Annotated in this window: 21 protein-coding genes and 3 pseudogenes; 19 read left to right on the plus strand and 5 right to left on the minus strand. The window is 43.5% G+C overall.

Going from position 1 to position 15,812, the window contains the following annotated elements; genetic code table 11:
• Positions 1-147 precede the first annotated feature (147 nt).
• The 8 genes and pseudogenes from ABDB98_RS06375 to ABDB98_RS06410 all read left to right on the plus strand — a co-directional run bounded on the left by ABDB98_RS06375 (position 148) and on the right by ABDB98_RS06410 (position 6,121).
• A complete protein-coding gene (locus ABDB98_RS06375; RefSeq protein ID WP_016936474.1) occupies positions 148-564 on the plus strand; it encodes a DUF1641 domain-containing protein in 417 nt (138 codons plus the stop codon).
• 39 nt (positions 565-603) lie between these two features.
• The gene (locus ABDB98_RS06380; RefSeq protein ID WP_016936473.1) at positions 604-1,782 is read left to right on the plus strand and encodes an NAD(P)/FAD-dependent oxidoreductase; all 1,179 of its coding nucleotides are present in this window, start codon (positions 604-606) and stop codon (positions 1,780-1,782) included.
• Positions 1,783-1,889: 107 nt separating this feature from the next.
• Positions 1,890-2,117, plus strand: a pseudogene (locus tag ABDB98_RS06385) (hypothetical protein); the annotation flags it as partial.
• A 36-nt stretch (positions 2,118-2,153) separates the two neighbouring features.
• Entirely contained in the window at positions 2,154-3,152 is a 999-nt protein-coding gene (locus ABDB98_RS06390) for a LacI family DNA-binding transcriptional regulator (RefSeq protein WP_438421683.1), read from the plus strand.
• A 402-nt stretch (positions 3,153-3,554) separates the two neighbouring features.
• Complete coding sequence (locus ABDB98_RS06395; RefSeq protein WP_269775596.1) at positions 3,555-4,226, plus strand: response regulator transcription factor; 672 nt, start codon at positions 3,555-3,557, stop codon at positions 4,224-4,226.
• Positions 4,223-5,581, plus strand: coding sequence for a sensor histidine kinase (locus ABDB98_RS06400; RefSeq protein ID WP_438421684.1), 1,359 nt, complete (start codon positions 4,223-4,225; stop codon positions 5,579-5,581). Before ABDB98_RS06395 ends, ABDB98_RS06400 begins: the two co-directional genes overlap by 4 nt.
• Before the next feature lie 123 nt (positions 5,582-5,704).
• Positions 5,705-5,770, plus strand: a pseudogene (locus tag ABDB98_RS06405) (ATP-binding cassette domain-containing protein); the annotation flags it as partial.
• Between the two features lie 159 nt (positions 5,771-5,929).
• Positions 5,930-6,121: a Mas-related G-protein coupled receptor member D gene (locus ABDB98_RS06410; RefSeq protein WP_438421685.1), complete on the plus strand. Its 192-nt coding sequence runs from the start codon at positions 5,930-5,932 to the stop codon at positions 6,119-6,121.
• A 65-nt stretch (positions 6,122-6,186) separates the two neighbouring features.
• Here the strand turns inward: ABDB98_RS06410 and ABDB98_RS06415 are convergent, their stop codons facing one another.
• Positions 6,187-6,951, minus strand: coding sequence for a sulfite exporter TauE/SafE family protein (locus ABDB98_RS06415; protein WP_047475431.1), 765 nt, complete (start codon positions 6,949-6,951; stop codon positions 6,187-6,189).
• A 144-nt stretch (positions 6,952-7,095) separates the two neighbouring features.
• Positions 7,096-7,563 (minus strand): DinB family protein, encoded by a 468-nt coding sequence (locus ABDB98_RS06420; protein ID WP_438421687.1) that lies wholly within the window; start codon positions 7,561-7,563, stop codon positions 7,096-7,098.
• A 206-nt stretch (positions 7,564-7,769) separates the two neighbouring features.
• Here ABDB98_RS06420 and ABDB98_RS06425 point away from each other — a divergent pair, with 206 nt between their 5' ends.
• From ABDB98_RS06425 to ABDB98_RS06435, 3 genes are all read left to right on the plus strand, one after another.
• Positions 7,770-8,903: a tetratricopeptide repeat protein gene (locus ABDB98_RS06425; RefSeq protein ID WP_438421689.1), complete on the plus strand. Its 1,134-nt coding sequence runs from the start codon at positions 7,770-7,772 to the stop codon at positions 8,901-8,903.
• Entirely contained in the window at positions 8,893-9,027 is a 135-nt protein-coding gene (locus ABDB98_RS06430; RefSeq protein WP_016936467.1) for a PhrA family phosphatase inhibitor, read from the plus strand. Before ABDB98_RS06425 ends, ABDB98_RS06430 begins: the two co-directional genes overlap by 11 nt.
• A 142-nt stretch (positions 9,028-9,169) precedes the next feature.
• Positions 9,170-10,123, plus strand: a complete 954-nt coding sequence (locus ABDB98_RS06435; RefSeq protein ID WP_438421690.1) for an N-acetylmuramoyl-L-alanine amidase — start codon at positions 9,170-9,172, stop codon at positions 10,121-10,123.
• Between the two features lie 36 nt (positions 10,124-10,159).
• Here ABDB98_RS06435 and ABDB98_RS06440 read toward each other — a convergent pair whose 3' ends face one another.
• A complete protein-coding gene (locus tag ABDB98_RS06440; protein WP_173612668.1) occupies positions 10,160-10,537 on the minus strand; it encodes a PH domain-containing protein in 378 nt (125 codons plus the stop codon).
• Between the two features lie 109 nt (positions 10,538-10,646).
• On the opposite strand from ABDB98_RS06440, the gene ABDB98_RS06445 reads away from it, so the two are divergent.
• Positions 10,647-11,249 carry a poly-gamma-glutamate hydrolase family protein gene (locus ABDB98_RS06445; RefSeq protein WP_438421691.1) on the plus strand — a complete coding sequence of 201 codons (603 nt, stop codon included), beginning with the start codon at positions 10,647-10,649 and terminating at the stop codon, positions 11,247-11,249.
• Between the two features lie 85 nt (positions 11,250-11,334).
• Here the strand turns inward: ABDB98_RS06445 and ABDB98_RS06450 are convergent, their stop codons facing one another.
• Both ABDB98_RS06450 and xre read right to left on the minus strand, forming a co-directional pair.
• Complete coding sequence (locus ABDB98_RS06450; protein WP_060963020.1) at positions 11,335-11,925, minus strand: ImmA/IrrE family metallo-endopeptidase; 591 nt, start codon at positions 11,923-11,925, stop codon at positions 11,335-11,337.
• 147 nt (positions 11,926-12,072) lie between these two features.
• Positions 12,073-12,411, minus strand: a complete 339-nt coding sequence (gene xre / locus ABDB98_RS06455) for an HTH-type transcriptional regulator Xre (RefSeq protein WP_016936462.1) — start codon at positions 12,409-12,411, stop codon at positions 12,073-12,075.
• A 190-nt stretch (positions 12,412-12,601) separates the two neighbouring features.
• Between xre and ABDB98_RS06460 the strand changes: the two genes are divergently transcribed.
• The 7 genes and pseudogenes from ABDB98_RS06460 to ABDB98_RS06490 all read left to right on the plus strand — a co-directional run bounded on the left by ABDB98_RS06460 (position 12,602) and on the right by ABDB98_RS06490 (position 15,719).
• A complete protein-coding gene (locus tag ABDB98_RS06460) occupies positions 12,602-12,781 on the plus strand; it encodes a hypothetical protein (RefSeq protein ID WP_045925397.1) in 180 nt (59 codons plus the stop codon).
• The gene (locus tag ABDB98_RS06465) at positions 12,771-13,598 is read left to right on the plus strand and encodes a phage portal protein (protein WP_438421693.1); all 828 of its coding nucleotides are present in this window, start codon (positions 12,771-12,773) and stop codon (positions 13,596-13,598) included. The genes ABDB98_RS06460 and ABDB98_RS06465 overlap by 11 nt, the downstream gene beginning before the upstream one ends.
• Positions 13,498-14,298: pseudogene (locus ABDB98_RS06470) on the plus strand (ATP-binding protein). Before ABDB98_RS06465 ends, ABDB98_RS06470 begins: the two are co-directional and overlap by 101 nt.
• Positions 14,298-14,465, plus strand: a complete 168-nt coding sequence (locus ABDB98_RS06475) for a hypothetical protein (RefSeq protein WP_016936458.1) — start codon at positions 14,298-14,300, stop codon at positions 14,463-14,465. Before ABDB98_RS06470 ends, ABDB98_RS06475 begins: the two are co-directional and overlap by 1 nt.
• A gap of 97 nt (positions 14,466-14,562) precedes the next feature.
• Complete coding sequence (locus ABDB98_RS06480; RefSeq protein WP_060963016.1) at positions 14,563-14,904, plus strand: hypothetical protein; 342 nt, start codon at positions 14,563-14,565, stop codon at positions 14,902-14,904.
• Positions 14,894-15,097, plus strand: a complete 204-nt coding sequence (locus ABDB98_RS06485; protein WP_045925401.1) for an XtrA/YqaO family protein — start codon at positions 14,894-14,896, stop codon at positions 15,095-15,097. The genes ABDB98_RS06480 and ABDB98_RS06485 overlap by 11 nt, the downstream gene beginning before the upstream one ends.
• Before the next feature lie 112 nt (positions 15,098-15,209).
• Positions 15,210-15,719, plus strand: coding sequence for a sigma-70 family RNA polymerase sigma factor (locus ABDB98_RS06490; protein ID WP_438421694.1), 510 nt, complete (start codon positions 15,210-15,212; stop codon positions 15,717-15,719).
• Positions 15,720-15,812 lie beyond the last annotated feature (93 nt).

The raw sequence follows: 15,812 nt of genomic DNA on the forward strand, positions 1-15,812 counted from the left end.
TGAAAAACTGGGTAGTAAACATTTATTTTTGTAACTGATTGTGCACGGATTCACAATCTTGCTTTTTCATGCTTTTCTGCATGAAAGGGGAAAGGCTACCCTTTCCAAAAAAATCAGCACACTGCTTATAGTAAAGGAGAATCGGATATGCCAGAAACAATCGATCAAACAAATGCATCTGTCAGCCAAGGCCAACGCGATCTTATTGATCAGCTGTTAAAACCTGAAGTTCAAGAATCACTGACTGTTTTAGTGGATCAGCTACCAAAACTGACTGAGTTAGTAAATATTTTAACGAAGTCTTATGATTTTGCACAGTCTGTAGCGACAGACGAAGTATTGAAGAGCGATACAGTGGGTGCGCTTACAGAAATTCTTGAGCCTGTGAAAGAAACAGCGAAAGATATTGCGGCTACTGCGATCGAAGCAAAAGACCGCGCGGATGCAAGCAATGACACGATCGGACTTTTCGGCCTGCTGCGCATGCTGAAAGATCCTCAAGCGCAAAAGCTGTTCCGTTTTGCTAACAGCTATCTTGAAATCATGAACGAAAAACAAAAATAATCTCAGATTCAAATTGATATAAAGGACGGAGGATATACGATGTCAAAACATATTGTCATTTTAGGCGCTGGTTACGGCGGAGTTCTTTCTGCTTTAACCGTTCGCAAACATTACAGTAAAGATGAAGCACGCGTAACCGTTGTGAACAAATACCCGACTCACCAAATTATTACGGAACTGCACCGCCTTGCAGCCGGCAACGTGTCTGAACAGGCTGTTGCTATGCCGCTTGAAAAACTTCTTAAAGGAAAAGACGTTGACATTAAAATCGCAGAAGTCAATTCTTTCTCAGTTGATAAAAAAGAAGTCGCCCTTTCTGACGGTTCTAAGCTGACTTATGACGCGCTTGTTGTCGGACTTGGTTCAGTTACGGCTTATTTCGGCATTCCTGGACTCGAAGAAAACAGCATGGTGCTCAAATCCGCTGCGGATGCCAACAAAGTATACAAACACGTGGAAGACCGTGTGCGTGAATACTCTAAAACGAAAAACGAAGCTGATGCAACGATTCTTATCGGCGGAGGCGGCTTAACAGGCGTTGAGCTTGTCGGTGAGCTTGCTGACATCATGCCGAACCTTACGAAAAAATACGGCGTAGACCATAAAGAAATCAAACTGAAACTAGTTGAAGCAGGTCCGAAAATTCTTCCTGTTCTTCCTGATGATCTTATCGAACGCGCGACAAAAAGTCTTGAAAAACGCGGCGTTGAGTTCTTAACAGGTCTTCCTGTTACAAACGTGGAAGGAAACGTCATTGATCTGAAAGACGGTTCAAAAGTCGTTGCCAACACATTTGTATGGACAGGCGGCGTACAAGGCAACCCGTTAGTCGGCGAATCAGGTCTTGAAGTGAACCGCGGCCGCGCGACTGTTAATGATTTCTTACAATCTACTTCTCACGAAGATGTATTTGTTGTCGGAGACAGCGCAGTATACTTTGCGCCGGACGGCCGTCCATACCCGCCTACGGCGCAAATCGCATGGCAGATGGGTGAACTTGTCGGTTACAACCTGTTCGCTTACTTAGAAGGAAAAACGCTTGAAACATTCAAGCCTGTAAACTCTGGTACGCTTGCAAGTCTCGGACGTAAAGACGCGGTTGCCATCATCGGAGCGAACTCTACTCCGCTGAAAGGTCTTCCGGCATCTTTAATGAAAGAAGCAAGTAACGTACGTTATTTAACACATATCAAAGGATTATTCAGCCTGGCTTACTAATCCTTCAAATGACACTGCCGACTTTCTCGGCAGTGTTTTTTTATGTCTGAATGTTAACGTGAACAGTCAGCGCCGCGGCTGATGCGCTGAATTTCTGTCTTCCGTCATCAGGGTTTCTTTCAGGCATCAGGCTGATCAATACCGGCTAATCCGAATACATCTCAGACGAAAGGCACGTTAATCGGGATTATAGGCTCCTTTTGCTGTGCGCCATGCTGATTATCGGTATGATGGATAAGCTGACAGACAGGCAGCATGCCGAGCCCGTTCAGGACTTACATCATGCAAAACCTAACTTTAGTGATTTTATGGACTGTCCGTTAATGGTACAATAGAAATAAATGACAGTATACAGGGAGAAAGGAAAACCGATGGTAACCATAAAAGATATCGCAAAACTCGCTAACGTATCCCACACAACGGTATCCCGGGCACTGAACGGCAGCCCCTACATTAAAGAGCATACAAAACAGAAGATATTAGAGCTCGCTTCACAGCTGAATTACACACCGAATGTAAATGCAAAAAGCCTCGCCATGCAAAAGTCCCATACGATCGGACTGTTTTTTACAAGCGTCACAAACGGAACTTCACACAGCTTTTTTTCCGATACCATCAAAGGAGTAAACCGCACAATCAGCGAGGAATATAATTTGTTCGTCCGCGCGATTGACGACCTGAAAAGCTTTGAAACCATTACGCCCATGAGATATGACGGAATCATCTTAATGAGCCAAAGCGACAGTGATAATTCCTTTATTTATCATATCCGTGAGAAAAACATTCCGCTCGTTGTGCTGAACCGGGACATTGATGACCGGAGCATCACGAATATCCTGTCAAACGATAAAGAAGGCTCCAGACAGGCGGTCGACTGTCTGATCGCAAACGGACACAGAGATATCGCGATCATTGAGGGAAAAGAAGGATTCAGGTCAACTTCTCAGCGGAAAGAAGGCTATTTGTCATCTTTAATTGATCATTCTATTCCGATTAAGCAAGAATACAGTGTAAAAGGCCGCTACGATATGGAGAGCGGCAGTCAGGCGATGGAAAAACTCTTGGCGCTTCAATCACCGCCTACCGCTGTTTTTTGTTCAAATGATGATATGGCGATCGGAGCGATGAACGCCATTTTCGCCAAAGGTCTGAACGTTCCCGAAGACATATCCGTCATTGGGTTTGATGACATCGGCATTTCACAGTACATGACGCCGAGGCTTTCGACCGTAAAACGCCCGGTTGAAAAAATCAGTATCCTCGGCGCAGAGAAGATTCTGGCGCTTATCGCTGATCCGAATACGGCGGCGGAAAAAATATATGAAAACACTGAGGTGATGATAAGAGATTCAATCAAAAAACTCACATAAACTGCCCGTCTGAATATCCGGGTTTTTTGTACGGAAAAATGTTAACGTGTGCATAAATGCAGCAGGAAGCGGACAGCTTGCGGCAGCTGCATTCAATATCCTGAAAAATTCCTTCAGTTCGGTGAAGGCAATTTCTTGCGGGCTTTATCAGTCCGGCAGATCGATTTTTAAGTCCGGTGTGACGTTATAAGGGAAAAGGCGATCCGTGAAAGGGTTGCTTTTTTGTTTTGGAATGAATTGTGAAAATGGGAAGTCCCGAAAATGCAGGCAGAAGAAAAATGTTACTGCATACTTGATTAAGTTATAATCATGGAATGACACTTTAAATAAAGGAAATTTTCATAATATATAATTATTATGGAAGATTGATTTTCAGATCACGTAATGTCAGAGGAGGCTCTCATGAATCACATTTTATATATTGAAGATGACCAAGAAATTGGTCAATTTGTAAAGGATGATTTAGAAGATCGGGGCTATATGATGATATGGCTCACTTCTTCCTATCATTACGAAACATATATAGAAAAGGCAGATTTGATCGTGCTTGATATAATGATGCCCGGTTTAGATGGATTTACAATCGGTCAAAGAATGAAAAAAACACATCCGCAGATCCCGCTCTTGCTTTTAACAGCCAGAACGGGTCTGGAAGATAAACTGAAAGGCTTAGGATTTGCGGATGATTACGTCACAAAGCCCTTTCATCCCGATGAACTGGCCGCTCGAATCGAAGTATTATTAAGAAGATTTGACAAGACTGCCATTCATGAATTGAAGCTAAAACACTTAAGTGTTCATTTGAAAGAAAAAAGAATTTTAAATCATCAAACTCATGAGGAAATATTTTTAACTGACAAGCAGTTAAGGATTTTTTTGCTTTTGCTTAGACATCCCAATCAAATATTAACAAAGGAACAAATTTATGAAAATATTTGGGAACAGCCTTATATCGAAGGGGATAAGACGTTGATGGTGCATATCCGGCATTTACGGCAAAAAATCGAGATCAATCCAAATGAGCCGGAAATTCTTGAAACAATCAGAGGGATTGGATACAGGATTAAACAATGAAATTATCAACAAAATACCTTATTAATATCGTTGCCTCCATTTTGTTTTTTCCGATAGCCTTTTTAGGCGTGAATTTTTTATACTATGTCACATTAACATACATGTTAGATCACCAGGGGCAAGTACACTATGAACCAAACAAATTGGAAAGTGATTGGAAGTCTGATGTGGAAGATTTTTCAGGGAAATCCAATCGGGAAATTACGTCTGCTTTCCCTCACATGAAGCAATATAAACACTCTGATATTGTATGGATAAATGATAAAGGAAAGGTGATGTTTTCGAACTCAGAACGGTGGGCCAAAAAGGGTGAGGTTATTCACGTTAGCGAATTGATAAAATTGATGGAACAAAATCAAAAGAAATATGTATTGCTGAGTGCTTATGTAAATGGGAGTGAAGACAGCGGATATGCATTTTTAGAAACTCCGCGCTCAATTATAGGATCTCAATGGGAGGTTATGAGGGCTAAGTATTCCTATATATGGTTTATCGCCTTGATTTTTGTCTGTTCACTTTTTGTGATTAATTCATGGATGTTTTTTGCGAAAATACAAAAAAGGTTAATTTCTTTAGGGAATCATATGAAAAAACAAGATAATGACGGCATACCGGAATTTGTAACAGTTAAACAGAAGGATGAACTGGGCCAAGTGGAATATTCATTCAACCATATGGTTGAGGAACTAAGGAACAGCAGACAAAAAGAGCGCGAAGAAGGCGAAATCCGAAAAAACTTGATTGCTGATTTATCTCATGATTTAAGGACCCCTCTTACGGTTATAAGAGGGCATACATTTACATTAAAGAATGAAATAAGCAGTGAAAATGGAAAGCATTCTTTAGGCATCATAAACGATAAAATAACGTTTATGGGCGAACTGATTGACAATTTGTCATCATTTTCTCTTCTTGCCGCAGGTAAATTGCCGCTTCATAAAAAGAGTTGTGACATATTAAAGATAATACGTTCCTCGTTAACAGCTTGGTATCCGATTTTTGAGAAAGAGCACTTTACAATAGATATTGATCTGACGGAAAACATCGTATGGGAAATAGACGAGACTTGGATGAAGAGAATTCTTGATAACATTTTTCAAAATGTTTTGCGCCATGCTCGTTCAGGAAAATACGTTTCTGTACAGACAAAGCTAATTGAAAACAAACCCGTAATCATAATTGAGGATAGGGGCCCGGGAATGAATAATAAATCTGAAAGAAAAGGCGCCGGGATTGGCTTATCGATCATTAATATGATGCTTAAACAAATGGGGCTTGAACATAAAATAAAGAGCAATCAAAACGGAACGGTTTTTATTATTTATCAAAACAGCAGTGAATACGTGAAGCCTTAGAGGCTTCACGTATTTTTTATGTTGAGAAATTTAAACGTAAATTAACCTTGACTATATCTTCTTTTTAACCTCGTAAGTTTATATTATAAACAGAACAAGACGGAAAGGAATGATGCGTTTTTCGGTCCCAACGGTGCAGGAAAAACGACATTGCTTAAAGTTCTTTTAGGGATATTTCCTCCAACTTCAGTCCCGGCAAGCGATTAATAGCGGCATTTTTTTCTGCTGCTATGAACCTCGTAACGTTTCATTTCTGGTAATGAAAATGTCCGGTCGCAATCGTCCTTTCTTTTCCCAGACTAATCGGCATATTTGAAAAAATAGAATGTAAATGGAGGGTGATTTGACATGGAGCAGGTTATTTTTGTGATTTCAATGCTCGCTTTAGGAGTTACACTGGTGACATTTTTCGGAATGATTTTGAATGACGGATTAAGAGGAGTATTAAACGTCTCAAGAAAACCCGTAAAATTTATGGCTGGATCATTTCTGGTATACATTGTTATGTTTGCTGTTTATATTTTAATAAGTGTAAGGTAATAATAAAGGTGCCTCGTTGGGGCGATTTTCCAAATAAAAAAGCGTTCCTGTAAAGGACGCTTTTTTTATATTAATTTTATTCCGCTGATCAAAATAATCGCCGCCATCACAAACTGCAGCGGGCGCGGAGAGAATTTCGGCGAAAAGAAGCTGCCGAGGAGCACACCCGGTACGGAGCCGAGCAGAAGATTCAATACGAGCAGGTAATCGACGCTGCCGAAGCTTGCGTTTAACAGACCTGCGGCCGTTACGAGCAAAAAGGCATGTGCGATATCTGTTCCCACCACTTCTGCAGTTTTCATTCTGAACAGGTACAGCATGGCGATCGCGAATAATGAGCCGGACCCGATAGATGTCAAGCCGACGATGAAACCGAAAATGACGCCGATCAGTATCATAAGTGTCCGTTTTTCTTCAAGCGTTTTTTGCTGCCAGCGGTTCGGCCGCAGTTTTTTATCGAAAAAAAGGCGGGCGATAATGGAAATGGCGACAAGAGTCAGCACGTAGCCGAGCGCCTGTTTAATAATCTGCTCCTGATGCTGGTGAAAAGCGGGAAACAGGTGAAGAATGCCGATGGCGGCTGTTGCGCTGGGAATACTTCCGAGCGCCAAGTAGCCGACAAGTTTAAAATGAACGGTGCGCTGCTTCCAATGAGAAACGACACCGAACAGTTTGGTGATCGAGTTATATAAAAGGTCCGTGCCGACGGCAATTGACGGGTTGATTCCCAAAACGATCAGTAAAGGAGTTAAAAGCGCTGCTCCTCCAACACCCGTCAATCCGACCAGCGTTCCGACAATGAACCCCATAAACACAATGCTTACAGTCATCTGTGTGCCTCCTGAATAATCCTACTATTTTTATCAGATTATATATGATTAAGGGGCGATTATCAATTAAATTTTCGGAAAATTTTATACAGAACAAAAAAATCCGCCGGCCTGCTGTTATTCGCAGATCGGCGGATGGCCGGATTATGATTTTTGCTGATAAAAAGGAAGTTCCGTGTGGCCCATTTCTCTTACATACACGAAAAGATTGCCTTTATGATGAATTTCATGTTCCATGGCAAGCTGAAGGAGAGCGGAGCCGGTAATTTTTCTGCCGAAAGAGGCAGTCAGGTCAATTTCGCGGTTCAGCTGCTCTTCAGTCAGCTGTGACAGGATGTCTGTCGTTTTTTCAGTACATGCTTTCGCCAGTTTGACGAGGTCTGTTTCTGCTTCTTCTTTCGGCTTGTTCTGGATGGCTGATCCGTCTCCGTCCTTAATGACGTTTGCAAACATGAGAAAAGAATACACGATGTGTTTTACAAGTTCCTGAGCGGACATTGATGTCTCTGCCGGCTTGTAATCGTAATGTTCGCGGCTGATTTTTTCCGCCAGCTCAATCGTCACGTTTCGATGTGACAGAAAGTGGCTGACCAATTGATTTTGTGCTGTCATGTGAAAACCCCCATTTGATCAAGAATTAAAATGATGCAAGGATATGCTATATCAACGGCACGGAAGAAACAAGCAATAAGCTCTTAATGAGGAGAAATCGTTGCGGATTTCCGAAATTCGACAATTGCGGTCTTTTTGCGTTCTTCTTTTTCTAGCAAATATGATAAAATATGACATATCTCGGTCATTCCAAAAGGGGGGATTAATTGAGGATGAAGCAGACTATTCCGTCCTCTTTTGTCGGGCTCAAAATTAATGAATGGTATACCCATATCCGGCAGTTTCACGTCCTTGAGGCGGAGCGCGTCAAACGTGAAGTAGAGAGAGAGATCGAGGATATGGAAGAAGATCAGGATCTGCTGCTGTATTATTCATTAATGGAATTCAGACACCGCGTCATGCTGGATTACATTAAGCCCTTAAAGGAGGACCCTTCTCAGCCTGAGTTTTCAGAATTGTTGGAAGACATTGAAGGCAGCCAATATAAGCTGACAGGACTGCTTGATTACTATTTTAATTTTTTTCGAGGAATGTATGAATTTAAACAGAAGATGTTCCTAAACGCCATGATGTATTACAAACGGGCTGAAAAAAACCTTGCACTCGTTTCTGATGACATCGAGAAAGCTGAGTTTGCTTTTAAAATGGCCGAGATATTTTACAACCTGAAACAAACCTACGTCTCCATGAGTTATGCTGTACAAGCCCTTGAAACGTACCAATCGTATGAGACGTACAACGTCCGCAGAATCCAATGTGAATTCGTTATTGCAGGGAATTATGATGACATGCAGTATCCAGAAAGAGCATTGCCCCACTTAGAACTTGCTTTAGATCTTGCGAAACAAGAAGGCAATCCCCGTCTTATTAGTTCAGCCTTATATAATCTCGGAAACTGCTATGAAAAAATGGGAGACCTCTCTAAAGCAGCCGAATATTTTGAGACATCCGTTTCCATTTGCAAGTCAGAAAAGTTCGATAATCTTCCGCATTCTATTTACTCATTAACACAGGTCCTTTATAAACAGAACACCATTGCCGAAGCAGAGAAGCAATACCGCCTCGGGCTTAGTATCGCCCGCGAATACAATGATGAATTGTTTGTCAAGCTGTTTCAATTTTTACATGCGTTATACGGCAAGATGGATAACGCATGCGTCAGGCATACCTTTGAGTTTCTGGAGGAACACATGCTGTATCCGTATGTTGAAGAATTGGCGCATGACGCTGCTAAATTTTACATGGAGCACGGACAGCCTGAAAAAGCGCTCACGTTTTATGAAAAAATGGTGCACGCCCAAAAACAAATCCAGAGAGGAGATTGTCTATATGAAATCTAAACTGTTGTCAGGATTGCTGCTTGTTGCTGTCGGGTTCAGCTTTACACAGGGAATCGGCCATGAAAGCCATTTGGAAAACCAAGCGGACGGCACATTTCATATTGCCGCGCGCAACCAAACATAAGTAAAGACCCTTCTTAGGAAGGGTCTTTTTTTGCCTAAGCGCAAACATTCCACTTTTATCCGATTGCGGGGGTCTATATACTCAAGGCGTCTGTCCTACGAATGCCACCTATTTATGAAAAAGGCATAAGGAGAGATGAAGAGTGGGGATTGAAGTGAAAAAACGGCTCGTATCGGCTGATAAATATGCGTTAAAATGTCCGAACCCAATGACGCCGGAGTATATTACCATCCATAACACGGCAAACGACGCATCCGCCGCCAATGAAATCAGCTATATGACGGGGAACAGCGAATCAACGAGCTATCATTTTGCAGTCGATGACAAAGAAGTGATTCAGGGCATTCCGCTGGATCGGAATGCCTGGCATTCGGGAGACGGCACAAACGGCACCGGAAACCGGAAGTCGATTGCTATCGAAATCTGTTACAGCAAGTCAGGCGGCGAACGGTACAGAGCCGCAGAAGAACTGGCGATTGAGTTTGCCGCTCAGCTTCTGAAGGAGCGGGGATGGGGGATTGACAGAATCAGAAAGCACCAGGACTGGAACGGAAAGTACTGCCCGCACCGCATTTTGTCTGAAGGCCGCTGGGATGAAGTGAAGGCGAAAATTGAAAAGAAATTAAACGGCAGTATGCCGGCGAAAAAGGCCATCGTTTCTTCTTCGGTATCTGAATACCATGTGAAAAAAGGTGACACCTTGTCGGAGATTGCCGCAACACACGGTGTCAGTGTAAAATCGCTGCAAAGCTTAAACCATATCACCGACCCGAATCTCATTACAGTCGGGCAGGTGATCAAGCTGTCTCAGACGGGATCTTCCTCGAAAAGTCAGGCTGCGTCTTCCTATCCGCTCCCGTCCGGAGTGATTAAAGTGACAAACCCGCTGACGAAAGGGACAAACGTGAAACAAGTGCAAAACGCTTTATCCGCCCTTTATTTTTATCCTGATAAAGGCGCAAAACATCACGGGGCTGACGGCGTTTACGGCCCGAAAACGGCAAATGCCGTAAAACGTTTTCAATCCGTCAGCGGATTAACAGCAGACGGAATTTACGGCCCGAAAACGAAGGCGAAAATCGAGGAAAGGCTGTAATCAATAAAACGGAAGCTCCCCGGGCTTCCGTTTTTTTTACATACAAACTGCGGCAAGAGCCTTTTGAATATCATAAATGCTTTCATCTTTTTTAAACTGCTTTGAGACAGCGGGAATGTCCGCGCCGGAAATCCATATTTTCAGCTCTGAATCTAAGTCAAAGCGGCCGGCGGTTTCTACGCTGAATCTGGAAATGCTTTTGTACGGAATGGATTGAATCTCTGTTTTCTTACCTGTAAGTCCCTGTTTATCAACAAGAATAAGACGTTTATCCGTAAAGACAATGATATCGCGGACGAGTTTAAACGCGGCGTTGACATTCTCACCTTCCAGCAGAATACGGGCCAGTTCTTCTTTTGCTTCAGCCGTCGATATTGTCGACGCATTACCCAGCAATCCATTGATAAACCCCATGACATATCCCCCCTGATACGTATTCTTTCAAATCATACGATAAAAAGGTTTTCATTCCTAGACGAGTAGAGTAAACTGGTGCTGACTGAAAAAGGAGAGCATGTTAAACATGAAAGATCGATATGACAGCTTCGCAGCTCTTTGTGCTGCTGAATCGGAATACAGAATTATCTATGAAGAAAATGAGGGAAGTGAACGTATCGTCCTCGCTCCCCACGGCGGCAGAATTGAGCCCGGTGTCAGTGAACTGGTGCGGGCATTTTCTGACGAAAGCTCAATTTACTTATTTGAAGGCACAAAGCAGTGCGGCAACCGCTCCCTCCACTTGACAAGCACACGCTTTGATGAACCGCTGGCTTTAGAAAAAGTGACCGCTCATCACTATGCATTGGCTTTTCATGGGTACCATGATCGGGAAACGGCAAATACACTCGTCGGGGGCGCGGATCTGGAAAAAGCCAGACTGATTTGTGATCTTCTGCGTGAAGCGGGTTTTAGCGCCGAGCTGACGGACATGAACGACCGGCTGGCAGGTGTAAACCCCAGGAATATTGTGAATCGGACAAAAAGGAAAATGGGGCTGCAATTGGAAGTAAGTACGGCACAGAGAAATGCGCTGTTCAGCAATTTTGGCTGCCGGGGAGAAGAATATACGCCAACGGATCTGTTTTTTCGGTATGTAGAAGCCGTGAAAGCCGGTTTTTATGAGTAAATGAGCAGGCTTTCATACACTGCTCTTCCTCCGATGTCAAAATGATGACATTCTGCCGGCTGTGTTTTAAGCCGGCAGAGAATCGCTAATTTTCAATAAAATACGGCGATTGTTCTTCAGCGGCATGCAAGTGTGTCTGCCTGCCTTCGTAATACACATTCGGCCGCTTGTCGGATAACAGACAAGTGAGCCGCTTCTGAAATTGAATACCTGCTTTACGCCGTTCAAACAGCTCAAGCCTTTTTTCCGCAAATGATGCCGTCACCCGGAAAGCGGCTGCGATTAAAATGACGGCGTGGTTCCTCCGCTGGGGAAGCTCCATGTTTAACAGCATAAAGGTCGGTACACAGAAGTGGTACATAAAATGGTTGGCCTGGAATTCCTGCAGTTCCCTGAACAGCTTGTTCATGTAAAAGTGGTTCCCGGTATGCTTCAGCACATGGCACAGCTCGTGTGCAAAATCCTCCCATTGTTCCTCAGGTGACTTTCTTTGGTTCAGGACGATGCTGTACATGCCGTCCCGCTTCAGCATCATGCTGTGCGTATCTTCAAAATGAATCCAAATGTCAAGCTCCTTGGCAATCGTTTGCATATCAATATGGAGGGGGGCGGTCATTCCCATGCGGCAATATAAGTTTTTGACGTATTCCTCAAGATGTGTTAAAAAATCGCCCAATTGAATACACCCTTTCGAACATATGTTCTTTTTTAAGCGAGAAAGAAAAGCCCTGATCGGACTTTGAATCAATTCCCTTTTCTTTCAAAAATAAACATTCAGATATTATATCGGCTGAACGTTAAGCATTTTAAGGAAAAGAGCGAATTATTTATGTTTCGGCCTGCGGTTTTTCTCTTTTTCTTTTAAATAATTAATGAATTCAATGGCCTGCTGTTTGCTTTCCGGTGAAAAGTCCTGCATGTCCCGATATGCGATCTGCAGGTCGGGATCGGCAAACATGTCTTCATCTGAAGGTTCTTTCCCGGTTAACAAATAATCCGTCGACACTTTGAAATAATCCGCAAGCTTTTGCAGCGTTTCATAATCGGGTTCAGATCGGCCGTTTTCATAATGAGAATATCTGGCGCGCGAGACACCGATATGATTTGCGACTTCTTCCTGCGTTTTTTTTCCTCTGAGACTTTTCAATCTTCCGCCTATCATCCGAACGACCTCTCTTTTTTCAACACCCTAAGTTACTTATCATTATAGATACAAAATGTATCAAAATAAAGAGATGATAAAAAAAGTATCAAAAAGGTCTTGATGATACGAAAAGTATCGTTTATAATCAACATCACAGGGATACAAAATGTATCGAAAAGTGATAAGAAATTGATCAGGAGGGCGAGAGATGCATCCGATTATCATCTGTTTCAGCAGCAATCCGGCTGACCAAAGAAGTTTAGGAAAAGCAGGCGGGTCGATATCTTTTACCGCTTGCGGACTTCCGGTGTTCCGATTTGATAACCGATTGCAGTATGAACACTATATAAGTTTGAAGAAAAACGGAGATGTCCGTTATGAATCGTAAAAGCTACCCGTTTTTTATCTATTCCGGATTATTGAATTCAGAACATTATGACAAAATAGGTTCCGCTTTATGGCTGTTTTTATGGTTCATCAGTTCAACGACAAAGGAACACGTAAAAGACGGCGTCAAGTGGGGGTTTGTCCTCGGACATAAGCCAATAAAAGCCAGAGAAATGGCCGATGTATTCGCAGTCAGTGAAAAAACCGTCAGGCGGTGGCTCGAGAGCTTGGAACAGCATGAGTATATCAAAACCGTCCGCGCGCCTTACGGACTTATCATCTCCGTAAAACACTCGAAAAGATTCACGCCAAAAGGGATATTGACCCGCCAGGAAGCAACTGACCGGACAATATCGGCAGATCACCGGGACAAAAATGTCCGGAGAGAAATAGATATAACAAAAAATCATACTGCTGAAGAAGCGATTAACGACATTGCCGCCCATTTTATCAGATTAAGGTCTGCACAGGAGGGGCGGAGTGTTTACCCGTCGCCAAGAGACTATCAGGCCATCGCCCGTATTGTTTCTCTCGGTGCGTCAGCACAAGAAGCAATCAAATGGCTCGGCGAATGCTTTACCGCTTTTGAACAGCGGCGCACCTCTTCAGCTGAAACGATCAAGGCTTTCAGCTATTGCGCTAAGTTTATGGAAGACCGCTTGAATGCACGAATTGCGGGAAGGACAATCACAACAAAAAAAGAGAGGAATACGATACATGACAAAACGAACGATCGAGCAGATACTGGCCGACCTGAAAAACGGAAAACGTCCATTACTGGCGGACAGACCGGAAGAATCAGACGAAAGCCGCTTTGATTGTCCGCTCTGTAAAGATCAGGGCGGTTATCTCGAAAAACAGCTCGGCATGGATGTGTGGGTTAAGTGCCGCTGCGCCGCGGAACGAAAAGCAGAGCGCATCCTCAGCGCAAGTGAGATTACAGGCGCTTTTCGGAAGCTGGATTTCAAAGGATTTATTACGCAGGGCAAGCCTCAGGCGATCGTTGACGCATATGAATGCGCCCTTGAATTTGCTGACAACTTCGACAAGATTAAAAACTGCCGGAAAAACAGCATTGCCTTATTAGGGCGTCCGGGATCGGGGAAAACCCACCTTCTGACTGCTCTCAGCAATCATGTCATGAGACAGAAGCAGACACCGGTGCTGTATTTTCCTTTTGTGGAGGGATTTACAGATTAAAAAAATGATTTTGATCTGCTCGATACAAAACTGACCCGTATGAAACGGGCGGATGTGCTTTTTATTGATGATCTGTTCAAACCGCTGAACGGAAAACCCCGCGCGACCGATTGGCAGATTGAACAAATGTACGCCGTCGTGAATTACCGCTATTTAAATCATAAACCGCTTCTTATCTCGAGTGAGCTGGCGTGTGACGAGCTGGTGCAGGTTGATGAAGCATTAGGCACAAGAATATATGAGATGTGCAGCGATTATTTAGTCATCATTAATGGAAACCCATACGAAGTCAACCACAGATTAGAGGGGGCGAGATAATGTGTAAACTGTGCGGGCCAAAGAAGGTCGTTGTGACGGAAACAAGTTTCGGCGCTGTCTTTCACCCTTGCCCGAACTGCAAAACAGGAACTGATTTAACGCCGGTCATTAAACGTCTTGAGCGAATGGTTCAAGACGCAAAAGCGAGGCTTGATGCACGTGTATAAATATATCAAATGGCTTTTTTGCCTGCTGTTCAGGGCGAAACGGATCGAAAAGCAAATTGAAGCATGGCATGAGGCTGATGGAAAGTGAGGATAAACATTGCAAGTAAACAACAGCCCCGCTCCGTGGCGGGCCGTACACAGCGGAGAAGAAAAACCCATTTACATTTATTCTGCATACAGCGAAGCGGAAAAAGAGAAATTTCCTTATTCAAACGGAAGGCTTATCGCGGCCGTTTTCAACTTAAGTTCATACTCACAGCGGATCAACGCGGCAATGATGGCGAAAGCCCCGGAACTTTTTGAGGCGGCCGAAACGGCTCTCCGCCTGCTCCGGGGAGAAAGTGCTGAAGAAAAAGAAGCGTTCATAAATGAGCTCGAAAGCCTCATACATGAAGTGAATATCCTGAAAAAGACGGAGGACGTAAAACATGAATCCTAAAAAACTGTCAGACATTGAACATACAACATTAAAAAGCCAGCTGGAAGAAGGCAAGGTGCGGGTGATTATTGTAGACGGGCTGAAGAATGAAGCCTGGCTCGCCGAGGCGCCGGAGCACGGCAAAACGCTTGTCGAAACGAGAAAAGGCGACCTGGCCCGTGTCGAATATGAAATCGGCTTTAAATTGAATTAATCGAGAAAACAAAATACGTCCAAGACGGAAAGCCTGCGGACACTGATCAATCGCGCATATGCTGCGCATTGGTCGGTGTCCTTTTTTTGTCCGAAAAAGAGGAGGATCTATGATGGAAGACTTACTATTTGAATATAAACGCACGCTGAAAGAGACGAAAAAATGGTACAAGCAGCTGGGGGAAGCCGATGAAGCGGCGCTGACTTCAGAAGAACTGAAAGATAAAAAAATCATCAGAACGATCATTACAGATTTGGAATATGTCACCGAATGGCTTGAAAAAGGCCGGCAGCCCGGCATAAGAAGAGCAATAGACCGCAGAGACGCTTATCAGAGGATGCTGATTAAAGATCCGAGCATCATAGATACCTATTCACAGGCGCTGATGTTCGAACCTTCCGGGAATGTGACTGAAGAAGACAGAATCAGACTGCGGGAAGCATTAGCCGTTTTAACGGAAAGAGAAAAAGAAATACTGCTGCTCCACAAAGCGGAATGCTTTTCATATGAACGGATCGCCGCATTGCTGAATGTAAAAAAATCAACCGTACAGACGACGGTCAAACGGGCGCTTCTAAAAATTCAAAAACAGCAGGAACAAAGAAATCAGTCGCCTGCTTAAAATGTTGTCATACGTTTGCCACTTAGAAGTGAACAGACGATTACAAAAAGCGGCCCGGAAGAAGCTGCTTTTTATTATAGACATCCATGTCGG

The organism is Bacillus siamensis (genome assembly GCF_051628075.1).
Taxonomy (GTDB): Bacteria; Bacillota; Bacilli; order Bacillales; family Bacillaceae; genus Bacillus; species Bacillus siamensis.